Genomic DNA, 15,301 nt, shown 5'->3' on the forward strand with positions numbered 1-15,301 from the left:
AGTGGCTTTGGAATGATGCGGCAGTACGAGCTCGTGGAGCGGGTTCAGCAATACAAGCCCGATGCCAATGAAGCACTGCTGAACAAAGCCTATGTCTACGCCATGCAGAAGCACGGCCAGCAAAAACGCGCGAGCGGCGATCCCTATATTTCCCATCCGCTTGAGGTCGCTGCCATCCTCACCGACATGCACCTCGATGAATCGACGATCGCGGTTGCTCTGCTGCACGATACGATCGAGGATACGACGGCGACACGCGCCGAGATCGATGAACTCTTCGGCGAGGATATCGGCCGGCTGGTCGAGGGTCTGACGAAGATCAAGAAGCTCGATCTGGTTACCAAGAAGGCCAAGCAGGCGGAAAACCTGCGCAAGCTGCTGCTCGCCATTTCCGACGATGTGCGCGTACTGCTCGTCAAGCTGGCCGATCGCCTGCACAATATGCGCACCCTCGATCACATGTCGGCCGACAAGCGTGCCCGCATTTCCGAGGAGACGATGGAAATCTATGCGCCGCTCGCCGGCCGCATGGGCATGCAGGACATGCGCGAGGAACTGGAGGAGCTCTCCTTCCGGCATATGAACCCGGAAGCCTATGAGACCGTCACCAAAAGACTGGAAGAGCTTTCGAAGCGCAACGAGGGCATCGTCAAGAAGATCGAGGCCGAACTGCGCGACCTGCTGGTGGCAAGCGGCCTGACGAGCGCCTACGTCAAGGGCCGGCAGAAGAAGCCCTATTCGGTCTTCCGCAAGATGCAGTCGAAGTCGCTTTCGTTCGAGCAGCTTTCCGATGTCTACGGCTTCCGCCTGATCGTCGAGGATATCCCTTCCTGTTATCGGGCGCTCGGCATCGTCCACACGCGCTGGCGCGTCGTGCCCGGCCGCTTCAAGGACTATATCTCGACGCCGAAGCAGAACGATTACCGTTCGCTGCACACCACAATCGTCGGTCCTTCCAGCCAGCGCATCGAACTGCAGATCCGCACCAAGCGCATGCACGAAATCGCCGAATTCGGCATCGCCGCCCACACACTCTATAAGGACGGCGCCACCAATGCCGATGGCGACATCCTTTCTCGCGAATCCAATGCCTATTCCTGGCTGCGCCATACGATCGAGGCCCTGGCCGAGGGTGACAGCCCGGAAGAATTCCTCGAGCACACCAAGCTCGAGCTGTTCCAGGATCAGGTCTTCTGCTTCACGCCGAAGGGCAAGCTGATTGCCTTGCCGCGTGGCGCCACCCCGATCGACTTCGCCTATGCGGTGCACACCAATATTGGCGATACCACCGTGGGCGCCAAGATCAACGGCCGTATCATGCCGCTGGTGACGCGGCTTGCCAATGGCGACGAGGTCGAGATCATCCGCTCCGGCGTGCAGGTTCCGCCCGCCGCCTGGGAGGAGATCGTCGTGACCGGCAAGGCGCGCGCCGCCATCCGCCGGGCCACCCGTATGGCGATCCGCAAGCAATATGCCGGCCTTGGCCACCGCATTCTCGAGCGCACCTTCAATAGGGCCGGCAAGATCTTCTCGCGTGAGGCGATGAAGCCGGCGCTGCACCGTCTTGGCCAGAAGGATGTCGAGGATGCGATCGCCGCCGTCGGTCGCGGCGAGATGTCCTCGCTCGACGTGCTGCGCGCCGTCTATCCCGATCATCAGGATGAGCGCGTCACCGTGAAGCCCTCCGGCGACGACGGTTGGTTCAACGTCCGCAGTGCCGCCGGCATGATCTTCAAGATCCCCGGCAAGACCAAGGCCGGGCACGACGGTGGCCATACGGAAATCGACGCGGATGCCGATATCGGGCCGATCCGCGGACTGTCCGGCAATGTCGACGTCAAGTTCGCGCCGACCGGCGCCGTGCCCGGCGATCGCATCGTCGGCATCATGGACCAAGGCAAGGGCATCACCATCTATCCGATCCAGTCGCCGAGCCTGCAGCGCTTCGACGATCAGCCCGACCGCTGGATCGACGTGCGCTGGGATCTCGACGAAGCCAACAAGTCGCGTTTCATGGCGCGCATCATGGTGAATGGGCTGAATGAACCCGGCACGCTTGCCAAGGTCGCCCAGACGGTCGCAGGCCTCGACGTCAATATCCGCTTGCTGAACACAGTGCGGGTGGCTGCCGATTTCACAGAAATGATGCTCGAGGTTGAGGTCTGGGATCTGCGCCAGCTCAATCAGTTGCTCGCCCAGATGAAGGAACTGGATTGCATCGCCACGGTCCGGCGGCTCTACGAGTAAGCTTTTGTTAAGCCCTTCAGGGGTTTGGACGGAAAATTGCACATTTTATGATCTTGGCGGCGCATCAAAAAGGCAAGCGATGCGCTCAGCGCATGGCTGTCTCCATGTTGCGGCGGTGGTAATTAACCTTTGCCGAGCCTATCTTCTGGTCTTCGAAACGCAAACAGAAGATGAGACAAGGTAATGTTTGACCCTATCAAGAAATTCGCTCGCGCCTTTCGCGCTCCGACCACGCAGGAACGTGAAATGGCATATTTGAACGGCTCGCTCGATCGTATCGATCTCGAGTTTCGTCAGCGCCAGGTCGACCGCGGTCTGTTCCGCAATCGCTGATACTGAACTTTATACTTGAGGCGGGTGAGGGACGTTATGCATAACGGGCGCCCCTCGGCATGAAGAAGCTCCTCTTCGCAGAGAGAACTGAGGGGCTGTTTTTCGAGCGGTATCATTTGCCGCTCTTGTCATGGCCGTGTGCGCTGCACTAAATACCGGCCATGTTGTTTCGCCGTCGCAAACCTGCGGGATTCAAGGAAAAGATGCGGGAGCTTTTATGGCCTCGCAAGGGTTTCCTTCGCCCGATCCGTTACCTGACAATGCGCGTCCTGCGCCTGAGTGCTTCGCCACATGCGGTTGCCGCCGGCGTTGCTGCGGGTGTCTTCGTCTCGTGGACGCCTTTCATCGGCGTGCATTTCGTCATGGCTTTCGTCATCACCTACTTCCTCTCCGGCAGCATGGTGGCCGCCGCCCTCGGTTGCGCCGCCTTCGGCAATCCGCTGACCTATCCCTTCATCTGGGGCATCACCTGGGAGATCGGACATCTGCTGTTGAGCCGCGAGGATCACCTGGCCGGTCAGACGGTGGATCTCGCCGCCCTTTTTCACAAGCTGAACTTCACTGAGCTATGGAAGCCGGTGCTGGAGCCGATGCTGGTCGGCGCCATTCCGCCGGCGGCCGTCACCTCCGTTGCGCTCTATGCGCTGACATTCTACACCGTGAAGGGTTTTCAGACGCGCCGCCATATACGGCTGATGGAGCGGGCGCGCCTGCGTCTTGCCGTTCCGGCCGGCGACATGCCGAGCATATGAACCCGATCAAGAATTCTTAAGCGACGGAAGGTTCCGGCATGATCATCGGCATTGGCAGCGATCTGATCGACATTCGCCGTATCGAGAAATCCATCGAGCGCTTCGGCGAGCGCTTCACCCATCGCTGCTTTACCGAGATCGAGCGCGTGCGTTCCGACCGCCGGGCAAACCGTGCCGAATCTTATGCCAAGCGTTTCGCCGCCAAGGAGGCCTGCTCCAAGGCGCTCGGCACTGGCATAGCGCAGGGCGTCTTCTGGAAGGACATGGGCGTCGTCAACCTGCCGAGCGGCAAGCCGACCATGGTTTTATCAGGCGCGGCCGCCCTGATCCTCGAATCGCTGCTGCCCGCGGGCCACAGGCCCGCCATTCATTTGACAATAACCGATGATTATCCCTTGGCGCAGGCCTTCGTCATTATCGAGGCGTTGCCCGAGAGCCTCTGATCGTGACCTCGGGAGCGTGGATCGTGACCTCGGGAGCGTGGATCGCGACCTCTCGTCGCTTTTGATGTTGTCGCCATTGCCGCAACCGGCCGAAGCCGCTAGAGAGAACGACAGAAAGAATTGCGCCGCCGCGGCGTCTTGAAGGAATAAGACTGCGTGTCCGAAAAAGTCGAAGCCAAGCCGAACGCCCTCTGGGAAAATATCAAAGTCATCATCCAGGCGCTGATTTTGGCGATGGTGATCCGAACGGTGCTATTCCAGCCCTTTACCATTCCGTCCGGCTCGATGATGCCGACGCTGCTGGTCGGCGATTATATCTTCGTTAACAAGTTCGCTTACGGCTATTCGAAATATTCGCTGCCCTTCTCGCCTGATGTCTTCAGCGGCCGCCTGTTCGGCGCCGATCCGAAGCGTGGCGACATCGTCGTCTTCCGCTTCCCGCCAAACCCCGAGATCGACTACATCAAGCGCTGCATCGGCCTGCCGGGCGACCATATCCAGGTTACCGACGGCGTGCTCTACGTCAACGGCAAGCCGGTTCCGAAGGTGGCGGACGGCAGCTTCACCTCGGATTACAAGCTTGATCCAGGCGCCGATGTGCCGGTATTCCGCGAAACGCTCGACAGTGGCAAGACCTACGACACGCTTGATCAGTCTCCGGTGTCGCGCGGCGATAACACCCGCGAATTCATCGTGCCGGAAGGCCATTATTTCATGATGGGCGATAACCGCGACAACTCGCTCGACAGCCGCTTCGACGTCGGCTTCGTGCCTGCCGAAAATCTTGTCGGCCGCGCCAGCGTCATCTTCTTCTCGCTCGGCAACGATACCTCTTTCCGCGAGATCTGGAAGTGGCCGACGAACATGCGTTGGGACCGCCTCTTCAAGGTTGTTGAATGAGCAAGGCGCAGACGCTTTCTGCGGCGGACCGCGCAAAGCTTGAAGGCCTGATCGGTCATGACTTCGCTGAAAAGGAACGCCTGGATCGCGCGCTGACCCATGCCAGCGCCCGCACCGAAAAGGGCGGCAATTACGAACGGCTGGAATTCCTCGGCGACAGGGTCCTTGGGCTCTGTATCGCCGAACTTCTGTTTCGCACCTTCGGGACGGCGGGAGAAGGCGAGCTCTCGGTTCGCCTCAACCAGCTCGTTAGCGCTGAAACCTGCGCCGCGGTCGCCGACGAACTCAATCTTCACCTCTATATCCGCACCGGCGCCGATGTGAAGAAATTGACCGGCAAGCGGATGATGAACGTGCGCGCCGACGTCGTCGAAAGCCTGATCGCCGCGATCTATCTCGACGGCGGCCTCGAAGTTGCCCGCCGGTTCATTCTGCGTTACTGGCAAGGCAGGGCAGTGCGGGCCGATGGCGCTAAGCGCGACGCCAAGACCGAGCTGCAGGAATGGTCGCACGCGAAATTCGGCGTCACGCCGATCTACCGGGTTGATGAACGCAGCGGACCGGATCATGATCCGCGCTTCAAGGTGACGGTGGAAGTTGCTGGCATTAAGCCGGAAACCGGCGTAGAGCGGTCGAAGCGTGCCGCCGAACAGGTCGCGGCAACGAAGATGCTCGAGCGCGAAGGCATTTGGCAGCAATCGTCTGCCGGAAACTGACGGGACAATGACACAAGAAGAAGATATCGCGGCCGAAGCTGCCGCAGAAACCAATGGTCCGACGCATTCGGGCTTCGTCGCGCTGATCGGGCCGACCAATGCCGGCAAGTCGACGCTGGTGAACCGCCTCGTCGGCGCCAAGGTCTCGATCGTCAGCCATAAGGTGCAGACGACGCGCGCCATCGTTCGCGGCATCGCGATCCACGACAATGCCCAGATCGTCTTCATGGATACGCCTGGTATCTTCAAGCCGCGTCGCCGGCTTGACCGCGCCATGGTGACTTCGGCCTGGGGCGGTGCGAGGGATGCCGATCTGATCGTGCTGCTGATCGACAGCGAGCGCGGCTTGCGCGGCGATGCCGAAGCCATCCTCGAAGGCCTCAAGGAAGTCCGGCAGCCGAAGATCCTGCTGCTCAACAAGATCGACCGCGTCAACCGTGAGGATCTGCTGGCACTGGCTGCCGCCGCCAACGAGAAGATCGCTTTCGAGCGCACCTTCATGATATCAGCCGAAAACGGCTCCGGCTGCGACGACCTCATGGACTATCTGGCGAAAACGCTCCCGGAGGGACCGTGGTATTATCCGGAAGACCAGATTTCCGATCTGCCGATGCGCCAGCTCGCCGCCGAGATCACCCGCGAGAAACTGTTTCTGCGCCTGCACCAGGAGCTTCCCTATGCCTCGCATGTCGAAACGGAGAAGTGGGAAGAGCGCAAGGACGGCTCGGTGCGGATTGAGCAGGTGATCTATCTCGAGCGCGACAGTCAGAAGAAGATCGCGCTCGGCAAGGGTGGTGAAACCATCAAGGCGATATCGACTGCGTCGCGCAAGGAATTGTCGGAAATCCTCGAACAGCCGGTCCATCTCTTTCTGTTCGTCAAGGTTCGCGAGAATTGGGGTGATGATCCCGAGCGGTTCCGCGAAATGGGTCTCGATTTTCCGAAATAAGCATGGCAAGGATTTCATTGGGTTGACGCTGGCCCCTGCTGGCGCGCCGGTTTTGCGACGGCAAGGGCAAGTATGGCGACCTCGAGACCCATCAATTCGTTCAAGACCCCTTGCGAGCAATGTCCCTTGCGGCCGCTGCCGCATTTCAGGGAATTCAGCCGCGACGAGCTGGAATTCGTCTCGAGCTTCAAAAGGGGTGAGCTTGCCGTCGATGCCGGCTCCACCATCCTCGTCGAGGGCGCGCATAGCGCTCATCTCTTCACGGTGCTCGCCGGCTGGGGCTTCCGCTACAAGATGCTGGAGGACGGGCGCCGCCAGATTCTGAACTATATCATGCCGGGCGACCTGATCGGCCTGCAGGGAACCATCGCCGGCGAGATGCAGCATTCCGTCGAAGCGCTTTCTCCCGTTTCCCTTTGTGTCTTCCAGCGTGACAGGCTGATGACGCTTTACAACAAGCACGCCTCGCTCGCCTTCGACATTACCTGGATCGCCGCGCGCGAGGAGCGCATCCTGGATGAGCACCTCTTGAGCATCGGCCGCCGCACGGCGCTGGAAAGAGCAGCCTATCTGATCGCTTTCCTGTTTGAGCGCGGCCGGAAGCTCAATATATTCAACGGTCGAAAATTCATCCCCATCACCCAGCAGCACATCGCCGACACGCTCGGTCTTTCCATCGTTCATACCAACAAAACCTTGAAAAAGCTCAGCGAACGTGGGTTGATCCGCTGGCAGGAGCGCGGCTGCGAGGTGCTGAACGGCGAGGAATTGATGGCGATCGCCGGCTGGGAAGGGCTCGGAGAGGGCAAACGCCCGTTCATCTAGAGCATGTCGCGCAAAACTGTGCAGCGGTTTTGCATAACGCCATTCGTAAAAATATAGCGCTAAAGCGCGAGTTGCTCTATAGCGCCGCGCGTCTTTTCGAGAGCCGCAAAGGACGCCGTAGCACTTTGAATGGCTGCACAAATATGCCGTAGCCAACCGGCCTGCTTATGTCTTTTTTAAATGCGCATTAGCAGCACGGAAAATAAAGTCGGCCGTCATCTTTCCTCCGATTTTGATTCTTATCGACCGGGCAGAAAAATGGTTTATTCAGAAAAGGTGGCGGAATTCACCGATAGCGTGCCATGCGGGGCACCGGAGGGCAATGATGTTGGCGAAACGGCCGGGGCGCTGCGACAGGCGCCCGACGAGGGGCATCGAATCATGAGCGCAATCCGTGTTCTGGTTCTTGAAGACAGTTTGATCATCGCGATGGAGGCGGAGGATATTCTGCGCCTGGCCGGCGTCGAGAGTATCGATATCGTCGGCAGTGTGGAACAGGCGAGGGCCGCCATTGCTGCGGAGACATATGATTTCGCCCTTCTCGACGTCAATCTCGGCGAGGGCATGAGTTTCGGATTTGCCCGTCATCTTCTCGATATCGGCATCCCCTTCGGCTTCGTCAGCGGCTATTCCGATACGGGCGATTTCCCGCTCGACCTGCAGCACATACCGCTTCTGGTGAAGCCGTTCGACGAAACAGCGATGCGCGAATTCCTGCAGAGGCTTTTCCCGGCTGTAGCCTGACACGCTCCATGACAGAATCCAGGCCTTGCTGACAGCGCCGCGCGTCTTTCAGACGTGCAAAGGACGCTGTAACGCGTTGAATTATGCAGTAGGATGGATTCGTCAGCCGCAGGGACTTCTTTCGATGCAATGGCAGGACCAGGCGATCATTCTGGGCGTCAAGCGCCACGGCGAGACGAGCGTCATCGCCGAGGTGATGACGCGTGATCGCGGCCGCCATCTCGGCCTGGTGCGTTCCGGCCGTTCGCGCGCCATGCAGCCGGTGCTGCAGGCGGGCAATGCCGTGGAGGTCAACTGGCGTGCCCGGCTTGACGAACATCTCGGTGAATTCCGTGTCGAGCCGGTGACACTGCGCGCCGCTCGCCTGATGGAAACGGCGACCGCCGTCTACGGTGTCCAGGCGATGGGGGCGCTTCTGCGGCTGCTGCCGGAGCGTGACCCGCATCCGCACCTCTTCGATGCGCTGGAGGTCATCCTCGATCACCTGCACAACCCGGCCGATGCTGGCGAACTCTTCGTGCGTTTCGAGCTTGCTGTGCTGAATGATCTCGGTTTCGGCCTGGATCTTGCCGAATGCGCTGCGACCGGCGCCCGTTCCGATCTCGTCTATGTCTCGCCGAAATCCGGCCGCGCCGTCAGCCGCAGCGCCGGCGCCCCCTGGGCGGACAAAATGCTGCTCCTGCCGCCGTTCCTCAGCATCGAAGGCAACCATGCAGCCGACTTCGATAGTCTCTCAGCTGCATTCCGCCTGACAGGGTTCTTTCTGCATCGTCATGTCTACGAGCCGCGCGGCATCGAGGCGGTAACTGCCCGCGACGGCTTCGTTCAGGCGGCGCTCAAGGCGCTTAATCCAGCCTTGCGGACGCTTTCCGGCCCGAATGGTATTTCCGCCTGACCTCGTTTTTTACGGGTGCAAAACATCCTCCGGATTTGGCGGTTTACCTGCCGATGAGCGCTTCCTATGTCTTCACAGGATTGCCAATCAAGGAGGACCTCATGCTGACCAAGACTACTTCACCGACGACGATCACGCTCTGGAACGGCCGCGAAATTCCGCGCCTCGGCATGGGATGCTGGGCGATCGGCGGTCCCTTCTTTGCCGGCGACACGCCGCTCGGCTGGGGCGATGTCGACGACGATGAATCCGTGGAGGCGATCAATCGCGCCATCGAACTCGGCATCCGCTTCTTCGACACGGCCTCGAACTACGGCGCCGGCCACTCGGAGGAGGTGCTCGGCCGGGCGATCGGCAATCGCGACGATATCGTCATCGCCACCAAATTCGGCTTTGCCACCGATCCGGCAACCAAACAGGCAACCGGCGCCTTTGCCGATGCGGCCTTCATTCGCCGCTCGGTCGAGACCTCGTTGCGCCGCCTCAGGCGCGACCGCCTCGATCTGCTGCAGTTCCACCTCAATGATTTTCCGCCGGAACAATCGGATGCCGTCTTCGATACGCTGGAGGCGCTGCGTGCCGAAGGCAAGATCGATGCGTTCGGCTGGAGCACCGATTTTCCGGATCGTGCCGCCCGTCCTGACGGCCGACAGGGCTACGTCTCGATCCAGCATACGATGAATGTTTTCGAACCGGTGCCGGAGATGATTGCGGTGATCGAGGGAAAGGGCCTGATCTCCATCAATCGCGGCCCACTGGCGATGGGGCTGCTGACCGGCAAGTTCACCGCCGACAAGGCCGTGGGCGCCAAGGATGTCCGCGGTGCTGCCCTCGACTGGATGGTCTATTTCAAAGACGGACGTATGGCCCCGGAATTCGCCGCACGGCTCGATGCCGTCCGCGATCTCCTGACATCAGGCGGGCGCACGCTGACGCAGGGCGCGCTTGCCTGGCTCTGGGCACGCTCTCCGCGCACCCTTCCCATTCCCGGCTTCCGCACCGTCGCCCAGGTGGAGGAAAATGCCGGCGCGCTGGAAAAGGGACCGTTGCCGGCCGATGTCATGGCGGGGATCGATGCCGCGCTCGATCGCTTCTGAGGGTTCCAATACATGTCGCCCAAAAGCATGCAGCGGTTTTGGGCGACATGTATAAATCAACGACTCAAAGCGCATCGCATGAATCCGGTTTGACGCGCTGCGCTTTAGGCCGCGGCGCGACGTTTGAGCGCCCAGCCTTCCGGCCTCTCTTCAACGATATTGACGGTGTCACCGATTGTGATCCTGCCGCTGCCGCGTGGCGTGGCGTTCCAGCCGAAAAGCGGGCCGGGCACGCGCCGGTCGGCCGACATGCGGACGCGGCCCATGGCCGGCATCGGGTTTGGCCCCTCGCGGGACCCGGTCAGTTGGTCCTGCGTCGTCATGATGCAGCGGGAGCAGGGTTTGACGAGATCGAAGCGGATGCCGGCGATCTCGATTGCCGCCCAGCGGTCCTCCGGCCAGGCCTCGTCGGTATCGATGACGATGTTCGGACGGAAGCGTTCCATGCCGACACTGCCTTCGCTGTGGGCGGCGAGATCGGCATTCAATGCCTTCAGCGAGCCTGTCGTCGTCACCAGGATCTGATAACCATCGGTAAAGGTGACGGGCGTGGCTTCGCCGGCCCATTCGGCATTTGCCGTCCGCCGTGCCTGGCCGTCGAAGAAGACTAGGCGCACCTCGCGGCCAAGCCATTCGGAAAGCTGCCGGTTGCTCTCAGGATCGGCGACGGCGGCGCTGACGGCAGATTTCCACACGGTCACATCCATGCGGTTTTCAGGCTGAGGCGGTGGTACCGATATGTCCGTTTTCCCCTGCATCAGCAGCCGAAAGGCGCTCGCCTCCGGTCGTACCTCGATGCGTGCGAGGTCGGGCAACTCGCGCTGGGTGATGAAATGGCCTTGCGCATCGGTGATCATCGCCCGCCGATCGCCGGGAAGCCCGTAGGCGTCGATGTCGGCAGCCGGCAGCGCAATGCCGCGGGCACTTTTGAGCGGGTAGATGAAGAGGTCGCTGACACGCATGTTGTGCTCCTAGATTTCGTCCATGAAGGCCGAGAGGAAGTCGCGCAAGCTTTTGTCTCGCGCGGCCGCCAGCTTGCGGCCGGTCTCGGTCTGGAATCCTTCCGCCAGTTTGAACAGCTTCGTCTGGAAATGGTCAATGGCATAACGCTTGTCATCGAGCGGGCGGTCCGCTGCCGCCGGGTCGAACGGATCGTAGAGCCCGGATCCCAGTCGCCCGGCGATATAGAAGCAGCGGGCGACGCCGACCATGCCGATCGCGTCCAGCCGGTCGGCATCCTGCAGGATCTTCGCCTCCAGCGTTTGCGGCGCCACCCCGGCGGAGAAACTGTGCGCGGTGATTGCGTGGGCCGCGGCATCGATATCCTCGACGCTCCAGCCGAGCTCCGCCAGGATCGTCGATGCCTTCTGCGCCGCCAAAGCCGATGCTTTTGCCCGCAGCGGCGAATTCTTCTCAACGGCGACGCAGTCGTGCAGCAGCACGGAAGCAGCAAGCACCCGCCCGTCGCCGCCTTCTCCCGCATGGATGCGCATGGCATTCCTGAAGACGCGCAGGATATGGGCAAGGTCGTGCGAGCCGTCGTCGCCGTCGGCCGCATGCGCAATCAGCGCCGCCGCAAGCGTTTCGTGTGGGGAGAAGGCTTCAGCCGCGAACATAGCGCCACCTGTCATGAGGAAGATCGTTTTCCGCCGATAGGGCATCGGCGCGGAATTGAATGCGGGCGGTAAAAGGATGCGACAACGAAGATCTCAGGAATCGCAGCCGATTTTGTAGCGGCTTGCCGTGCGAGTCGCAATCGAGGGGGATCTCAGTGCTTGGCCTCAGGAAGATGCGTCACGCCGCTGTTCTTCGGCGGCAGGGAGAGAAGATGGGGCACGTCGCGCGCCGGTCGCGGCGGACTGATGTGATAGCCCTGGATCTCGTCGCATTCCTCGCATTCGAGCAGCGCCAGCTGCGCGGCCGTCTCGACGCCCTCGACGGTGACGCGCATGCCGAGCGCATCGCCGAGCAGGATGATCGCGTGCATGATCGCATGCGCTTCCTTGTTGTCGACGATGTCGTTGACGAAGGACTTGTCGATCTTGATCTTGTCGAAGGGGAAGCTCGAGAGATAGCTCAGTGAGGAATAGCCGGTTCCGAAATCGTCCATCGAGATGCGGATGCCTCGCTCCTTCAGCGCATGCAGGATCGGCAGCACTTCGCTGAGATTTTCCATCAGCACGCTCTCGGTGATTTCGAGTTCAAGCCGCGACGGCGACAGCGCGGCGGCGGCAAGCGCCTCGCTGACATCTTGCGGCAGGTCGCTGCTGCTGAACTGGATTGCCGAAACGTTGACGGCGACCTTGATGCCCTCCGGCCATTGCGCTGCATCGTTGCAGGCCTGACGCAAAACCCAACGGCCGATATCAACGACGAGGCCGACCTCTTCGGCAAGCGGAATGAAATCCATCGGCGGAACGCGGCCTCGAACCGGGTGGTTCCAGCGGATCAACGCTTCGAAGCCGCAGATGTGCCGCTGCACGAGGTCATAAAGCGGCTGGTAATGCAGCTCGAATTCCTCGTTCTCAACGGCTGCTCTGAGGTCCGCCTCCAATGCGTGGCGCAGCTGCATCTGCGTTTCCATCTCGCTGGCGAAGAAGCGCTCGCGTTTGCGCCCGTCCGCCTTGGCATGTGACAGCGCGACGCCGGCATTTTTCAGCAGGATATCGGTTTCCTCGCCATCATCAGGGGCGATTGCGATGCCCATGGAGACGCTGAGCTCCACCTGTTTCTCGCCGTGGAGGAATGGTTCGGAAAGCTCACGGCGGATCCGCTCGGCAAGCGCCGTCACGTTCCAGGGCTGCTGCTTGCCCGTCTGCAGAATGGCGAATTCGTCCGAGCTGAGGCGGGCCAGGGTGTTTTCCGAACCGGCCGAGGCTCGGATGCGCTCGGCGACCTGTTGCAGGATCTTGTCGCCGGCCGAAACGCCCATCGTGTTGTTGATCGATTTGAACCGGTCGAGATTGAGGTGAACGAGGGCAATCTGCTGATCTGGCCTGCGCTCTGCGAGCGTCGCATCGACCTGCTCGCGGAAATGGATGCGGTTCGGAAGGCCGGTCAGCGGGTCGTGGTGGGCGAGATAGGTGATGCGCTCTGCAGCCCTTCGATCCTCGGTAATATCGGCATGAATGGAAATGTTGCTGCCATCGGAAAGGATGGTCACCATGCTCTGGATGATGCGGCCATCGTCCATCAGCCATTCGCGCCGACGGATACCACTGCTTCTTGCGGTTGCGGAGGAATGTCGCCCGGTCCGCCGGCCGGGCTTGGCGCTGGCGCTCTCCGTGCCACGCATTTTGGCCGTGAGATCGGCGATTGTCGCGCCGGCAATGACATCTTCGTCCGTCAGGTCGAAGAGCTGACGGAAGCGGATGTTGGAAAGTGTCAGCCGCTGGTCGGCGTCGAAGACGCTGAGACCGAGCGGCAGGTTGTTGAGAATGATTTCGAAGAGTTTTTTCTGTCCGTCGAACGCCTGGCTGAGGGCGGAAATATTGCCTCGCAGCGCATGGTTTTCCCTCAGCAACGTTTCCGCGCTTCTCTCGATTTCGTCATAGTCGCTTTCATGGACGCGATAGGTCGCGATCACAAGATCCATCAGGCGCTGCGCATCGATCGATCCATCGGCGGTGACGGCCTCGGTGCATTGCCGCCAGAAGAGCGCTTCAGCTTTCATGTGCCTGCGTCTCGCGGGACGACAGCGGAGGAAAGCGTCCTCGTTTGATGAACGTGCCTCATTTCGCCGGACATGAGAGACCTTTCTAAAATGAATACGGAGGTTGATTTTTTATAAGCTGGACGCCTGCTGGTGATGCGTGATGCGCATTTTGTATGGGCCGGATTAATATTCGGTTGCAGTGCAGCAGCGACGTCGCTGCGTTAGACGTTTGTTTTATATGTGAAAAATAGCTGAAATACGCGGAAAGCGGCTTCCTGACGCTGGCGGAGGCCTGCGTTCAGGCGTTCCGTTAACTTTTGTCAATCATCGTTAATGAGAAGTTAACAACTTATTGACGCACTGCGCAAATCAGTTTAACCACCGAGTCAACAGTGATTTCCCAACGTTCGTATTGCGTACAAACACCACCGGCAAAAGGCGGTGAATGGAGGTTTGTATGACCAGCACCACATCCGTTTCAGACACTTCATACGCATATCTGGCGACGCTTTCGCGGCTCGATGCCAATGGCGATGGCGTACTCAGCCGCGGCGAACGTGCCGCCGATGAGAAGCCCGGTATCATCAAGGAACTCCTCGAAGACGATAAGGCCAGCGACACGCAGCCGAAATTTTCCGGCAGCCTGATTGCGCTGATGATGGACACGCGTGACAGCGGCACGGCAAGCAGCATCGCCGTTCCCTATCCGCTGCAGCAGGCCGCGCCGACGACTGGCGATCAGCCTGAGGATCTCTACCGCAAGACCTACGGTCAATTCGATTTCGATGCCGTCGCCTGAGCGGCATCTCAATTCGAGAGATCTGCAAGCCGGCCAGTTGGCCGGCTTTTCTCGTTCGATATTCCTGCGCATAACCCCGAAAATCGGAGTGATTTTCGGAAAGGATTATGCGCCACTCAAAGTGGCAGAGCGTCCTTAGAGCGTCCTATCGGGCGCGCGGCGCTCGAAAGCATGTTGCGCAAAAGTGTGCAGCGGTTTTGCGATCACGACATGCGGTAAATCAAAGACCTAAAGCGTGGCAGGCGAATCTGAAAGATCGCGCCGCGCTTTAGATCAGGAACACCTTCCGGTTTGAGACGTTCAGAAGGACAACCGGACGCAAGGAGATCTCCATGAAAGCCATGCGCATTATCGCCGCCTTGAGCCTGCTTGCGGTTGCATTGCCGGTAGGCGCTCAGGACAAGCAAACGGCGGTCGCCAATTTCGTCGGCAAGGACGGCAAGGAGGACGGTCGCGCGCAGCTGACGGCTGCCGCCAATGGCGGCGTCCTGATCGAAGTCGAGATAGCGGGCCTGCCTGCGAACAAATGGGTGGCCTTCCATGTTCATGAGACCGGCCGCTGCGACGCTGCGACCCATCACGAATCGGCGGGCGGTCACTTCAACCCTGATAAGGCCGAGCACGGCATTCTTGCCGCTAAGGGACCGCACGCCGGCGATATGCCCAATCAATATGTCGGGCAGGACGGCATGCTGCGGGCACAGATCTTCGACAGCATGGTCACGCTCGACGGAAAGACCGATGGCATTCGCGGCCGCGCATTGATGGTGCACGCCAATTCGGATGACTATCGCAGCCAGCCCTCGGGTGATGCCGGGGAAAGACTTTCCTGCGGCGTCGTTCAATAGGCTACCGCACAATTCTTAGATCGGCATCGATTAAGAACAAAATTAGGAATTCAAAGCGCACAGCCCCGCGGGTCTTAAAGAGACCCGCGGCTGCAATG

The 15,301-nt window shown here is 60.2% G+C and carries 16 protein-coding genes; 13 read left to right on the forward strand and 3 right to left on the reverse strand.

Annotated elements, in window-relative coordinates:
• The first annotated feature begins 12 nt into the window (after positions 1-12).
• The 11 genes from ELH03_RS05835 (at position 13) to ELH03_RS05885 (ending at position 9,901) form a co-directional block, all read left to right on the forward strand.
• Positions 13-2,247 (forward strand): RelA/SpoT family protein, encoded by a 2,235-nt coding sequence (locus ELH03_RS05835; RefSeq protein ID WP_128401212.1) that lies wholly within the window; start codon positions 13-15, stop codon positions 2,245-2,247.
• Positions 2,248-2,430: 183 nt separating this feature from the next.
• Positions 2,431-2,580 (forward strand): DUF3563 family protein, encoded by a 150-nt coding sequence (locus ELH03_RS05840; protein ID WP_003558084.1) that lies wholly within the window; start codon positions 2,431-2,433, stop codon positions 2,578-2,580.
• 161 nt (positions 2,581-2,741) lie between these two features.
• Positions 2,742-3,332, forward strand: coding sequence for a DUF2062 domain-containing protein (locus ELH03_RS05845; protein WP_018241397.1), 591 nt, complete (start codon positions 2,742-2,744; stop codon positions 3,330-3,332).
• Between the two features lie 38 nt (positions 3,333-3,370).
• The gene (gene acpS, locus ELH03_RS05850; RefSeq protein WP_128401213.1) at positions 3,371-3,775 is read left to right on the forward strand and encodes a holo-ACP synthase; all 405 of its coding nucleotides are present in this window, start codon (positions 3,371-3,373) and stop codon (positions 3,773-3,775) included.
• 156 nt (positions 3,776-3,931) lie between these two features.
• A complete protein-coding gene (gene lepB, locus ELH03_RS05855; protein ID WP_003558090.1) occupies positions 3,932-4,675 on the forward strand; it encodes a signal peptidase I in 744 nt (247 codons plus the stop codon).
• Positions 4,672-5,391 (forward strand): ribonuclease III, encoded by a 720-nt coding sequence (gene rnc, locus ELH03_RS05860; RefSeq protein WP_003558092.1) that lies wholly within the window; start codon positions 4,672-4,674, stop codon positions 5,389-5,391. The genes lepB and rnc overlap by 4 nt, the downstream gene beginning before the upstream one ends.
• A 7-nt stretch (positions 5,392-5,398) precedes the next feature.
• A complete protein-coding gene (era, locus tag ELH03_RS05865) occupies positions 5,399-6,340 on the forward strand; it encodes a GTPase Era (protein ID WP_018070602.1) in 942 nt (313 codons plus the stop codon).
• 72 nt (positions 6,341-6,412) lie between these two features.
• A complete protein-coding gene (locus tag ELH03_RS05870; RefSeq protein ID WP_128401214.1) occupies positions 6,413-7,165 on the forward strand; it encodes a Crp/Fnr family transcriptional regulator in 753 nt (250 codons plus the stop codon).
• Between the two features lie 258 nt (positions 7,166-7,423).
• The gene (locus tag ELH03_RS05875) at positions 7,424-7,909 is read left to right on the forward strand and encodes a response regulator (protein ID WP_128401215.1); all 486 of its coding nucleotides are present in this window, start codon (positions 7,424-7,426) and stop codon (positions 7,907-7,909) included.
• 124 nt (positions 7,910-8,033) lie between these two features.
• Positions 8,034-8,804: a DNA repair protein RecO gene (gene recO, locus ELH03_RS05880; RefSeq protein WP_128401216.1), complete on the forward strand. Its 771-nt coding sequence runs from the start codon at positions 8,034-8,036 to the stop codon at positions 8,802-8,804.
• Between the two features lie 101 nt (positions 8,805-8,905).
• Positions 8,906-9,901: an aldo/keto reductase gene (locus tag ELH03_RS05885; protein ID WP_130766160.1), complete on the forward strand. Its 996-nt coding sequence runs from the start codon at positions 8,906-8,908 to the stop codon at positions 9,899-9,901.
• A gap of 104 nt (positions 9,902-10,005) precedes the next feature.
• Here the strand turns inward: ELH03_RS05885 and ELH03_RS05890 are convergent, their stop codons facing one another.
• The 3 genes from ELH03_RS05890 to ELH03_RS05900 form a co-directional block, all read right to left on the reverse strand.
• On the reverse strand, positions 10,006-10,863 hold the full coding sequence (locus tag ELH03_RS05890) for an MOSC domain-containing protein (protein WP_130766161.1): 858 nt from the start codon (positions 10,861-10,863) through the stop codon (positions 10,006-10,008).
• 9 nt (positions 10,864-10,872) lie between these two features.
• Positions 10,873-11,532, reverse strand: coding sequence for an HD domain-containing protein (locus tag ELH03_RS05895; RefSeq protein ID WP_197727715.1), 660 nt, complete (start codon positions 11,530-11,532; stop codon positions 10,873-10,875).
• A 137-nt stretch (positions 11,533-11,669) separates the two neighbouring features.
• The gene (locus ELH03_RS05900; protein WP_130766162.1) at positions 11,670-13,574 is read right to left on the reverse strand and encodes a putative bifunctional diguanylate cyclase/phosphodiesterase; all 1,905 of its coding nucleotides are present in this window, start codon (positions 13,572-13,574) and stop codon (positions 11,670-11,672) included.
• A 427-nt stretch (positions 13,575-14,001) separates the two neighbouring features.
• Here ELH03_RS05900 and ELH03_RS05905 point away from each other — a divergent pair, with 427 nt between their 5' ends.
• The gene (locus ELH03_RS05905; protein WP_197727716.1) at positions 14,002-14,355 is read left to right on the forward strand and encodes a hypothetical protein; all 354 of its coding nucleotides are present in this window, start codon (positions 14,002-14,004) and stop codon (positions 14,353-14,355) included.
• A 332-nt stretch (positions 14,356-14,687) separates the two neighbouring features.
• Positions 14,688-15,203 (forward strand): superoxide dismutase family protein, encoded by a 516-nt coding sequence (locus tag ELH03_RS05910; protein WP_128412461.1) that lies wholly within the window; start codon positions 14,688-14,690, stop codon positions 15,201-15,203.
• The last annotated feature ends 98 nt before the right edge of the window (positions 15,204-15,301 follow it).

Source organism: Rhizobium beringeri, assembly GCF_004306515.1.
Lineage (GTDB): Bacteria > Pseudomonadota > Alphaproteobacteria > Rhizobiales > Rhizobiaceae > Rhizobium > Rhizobium beringeri.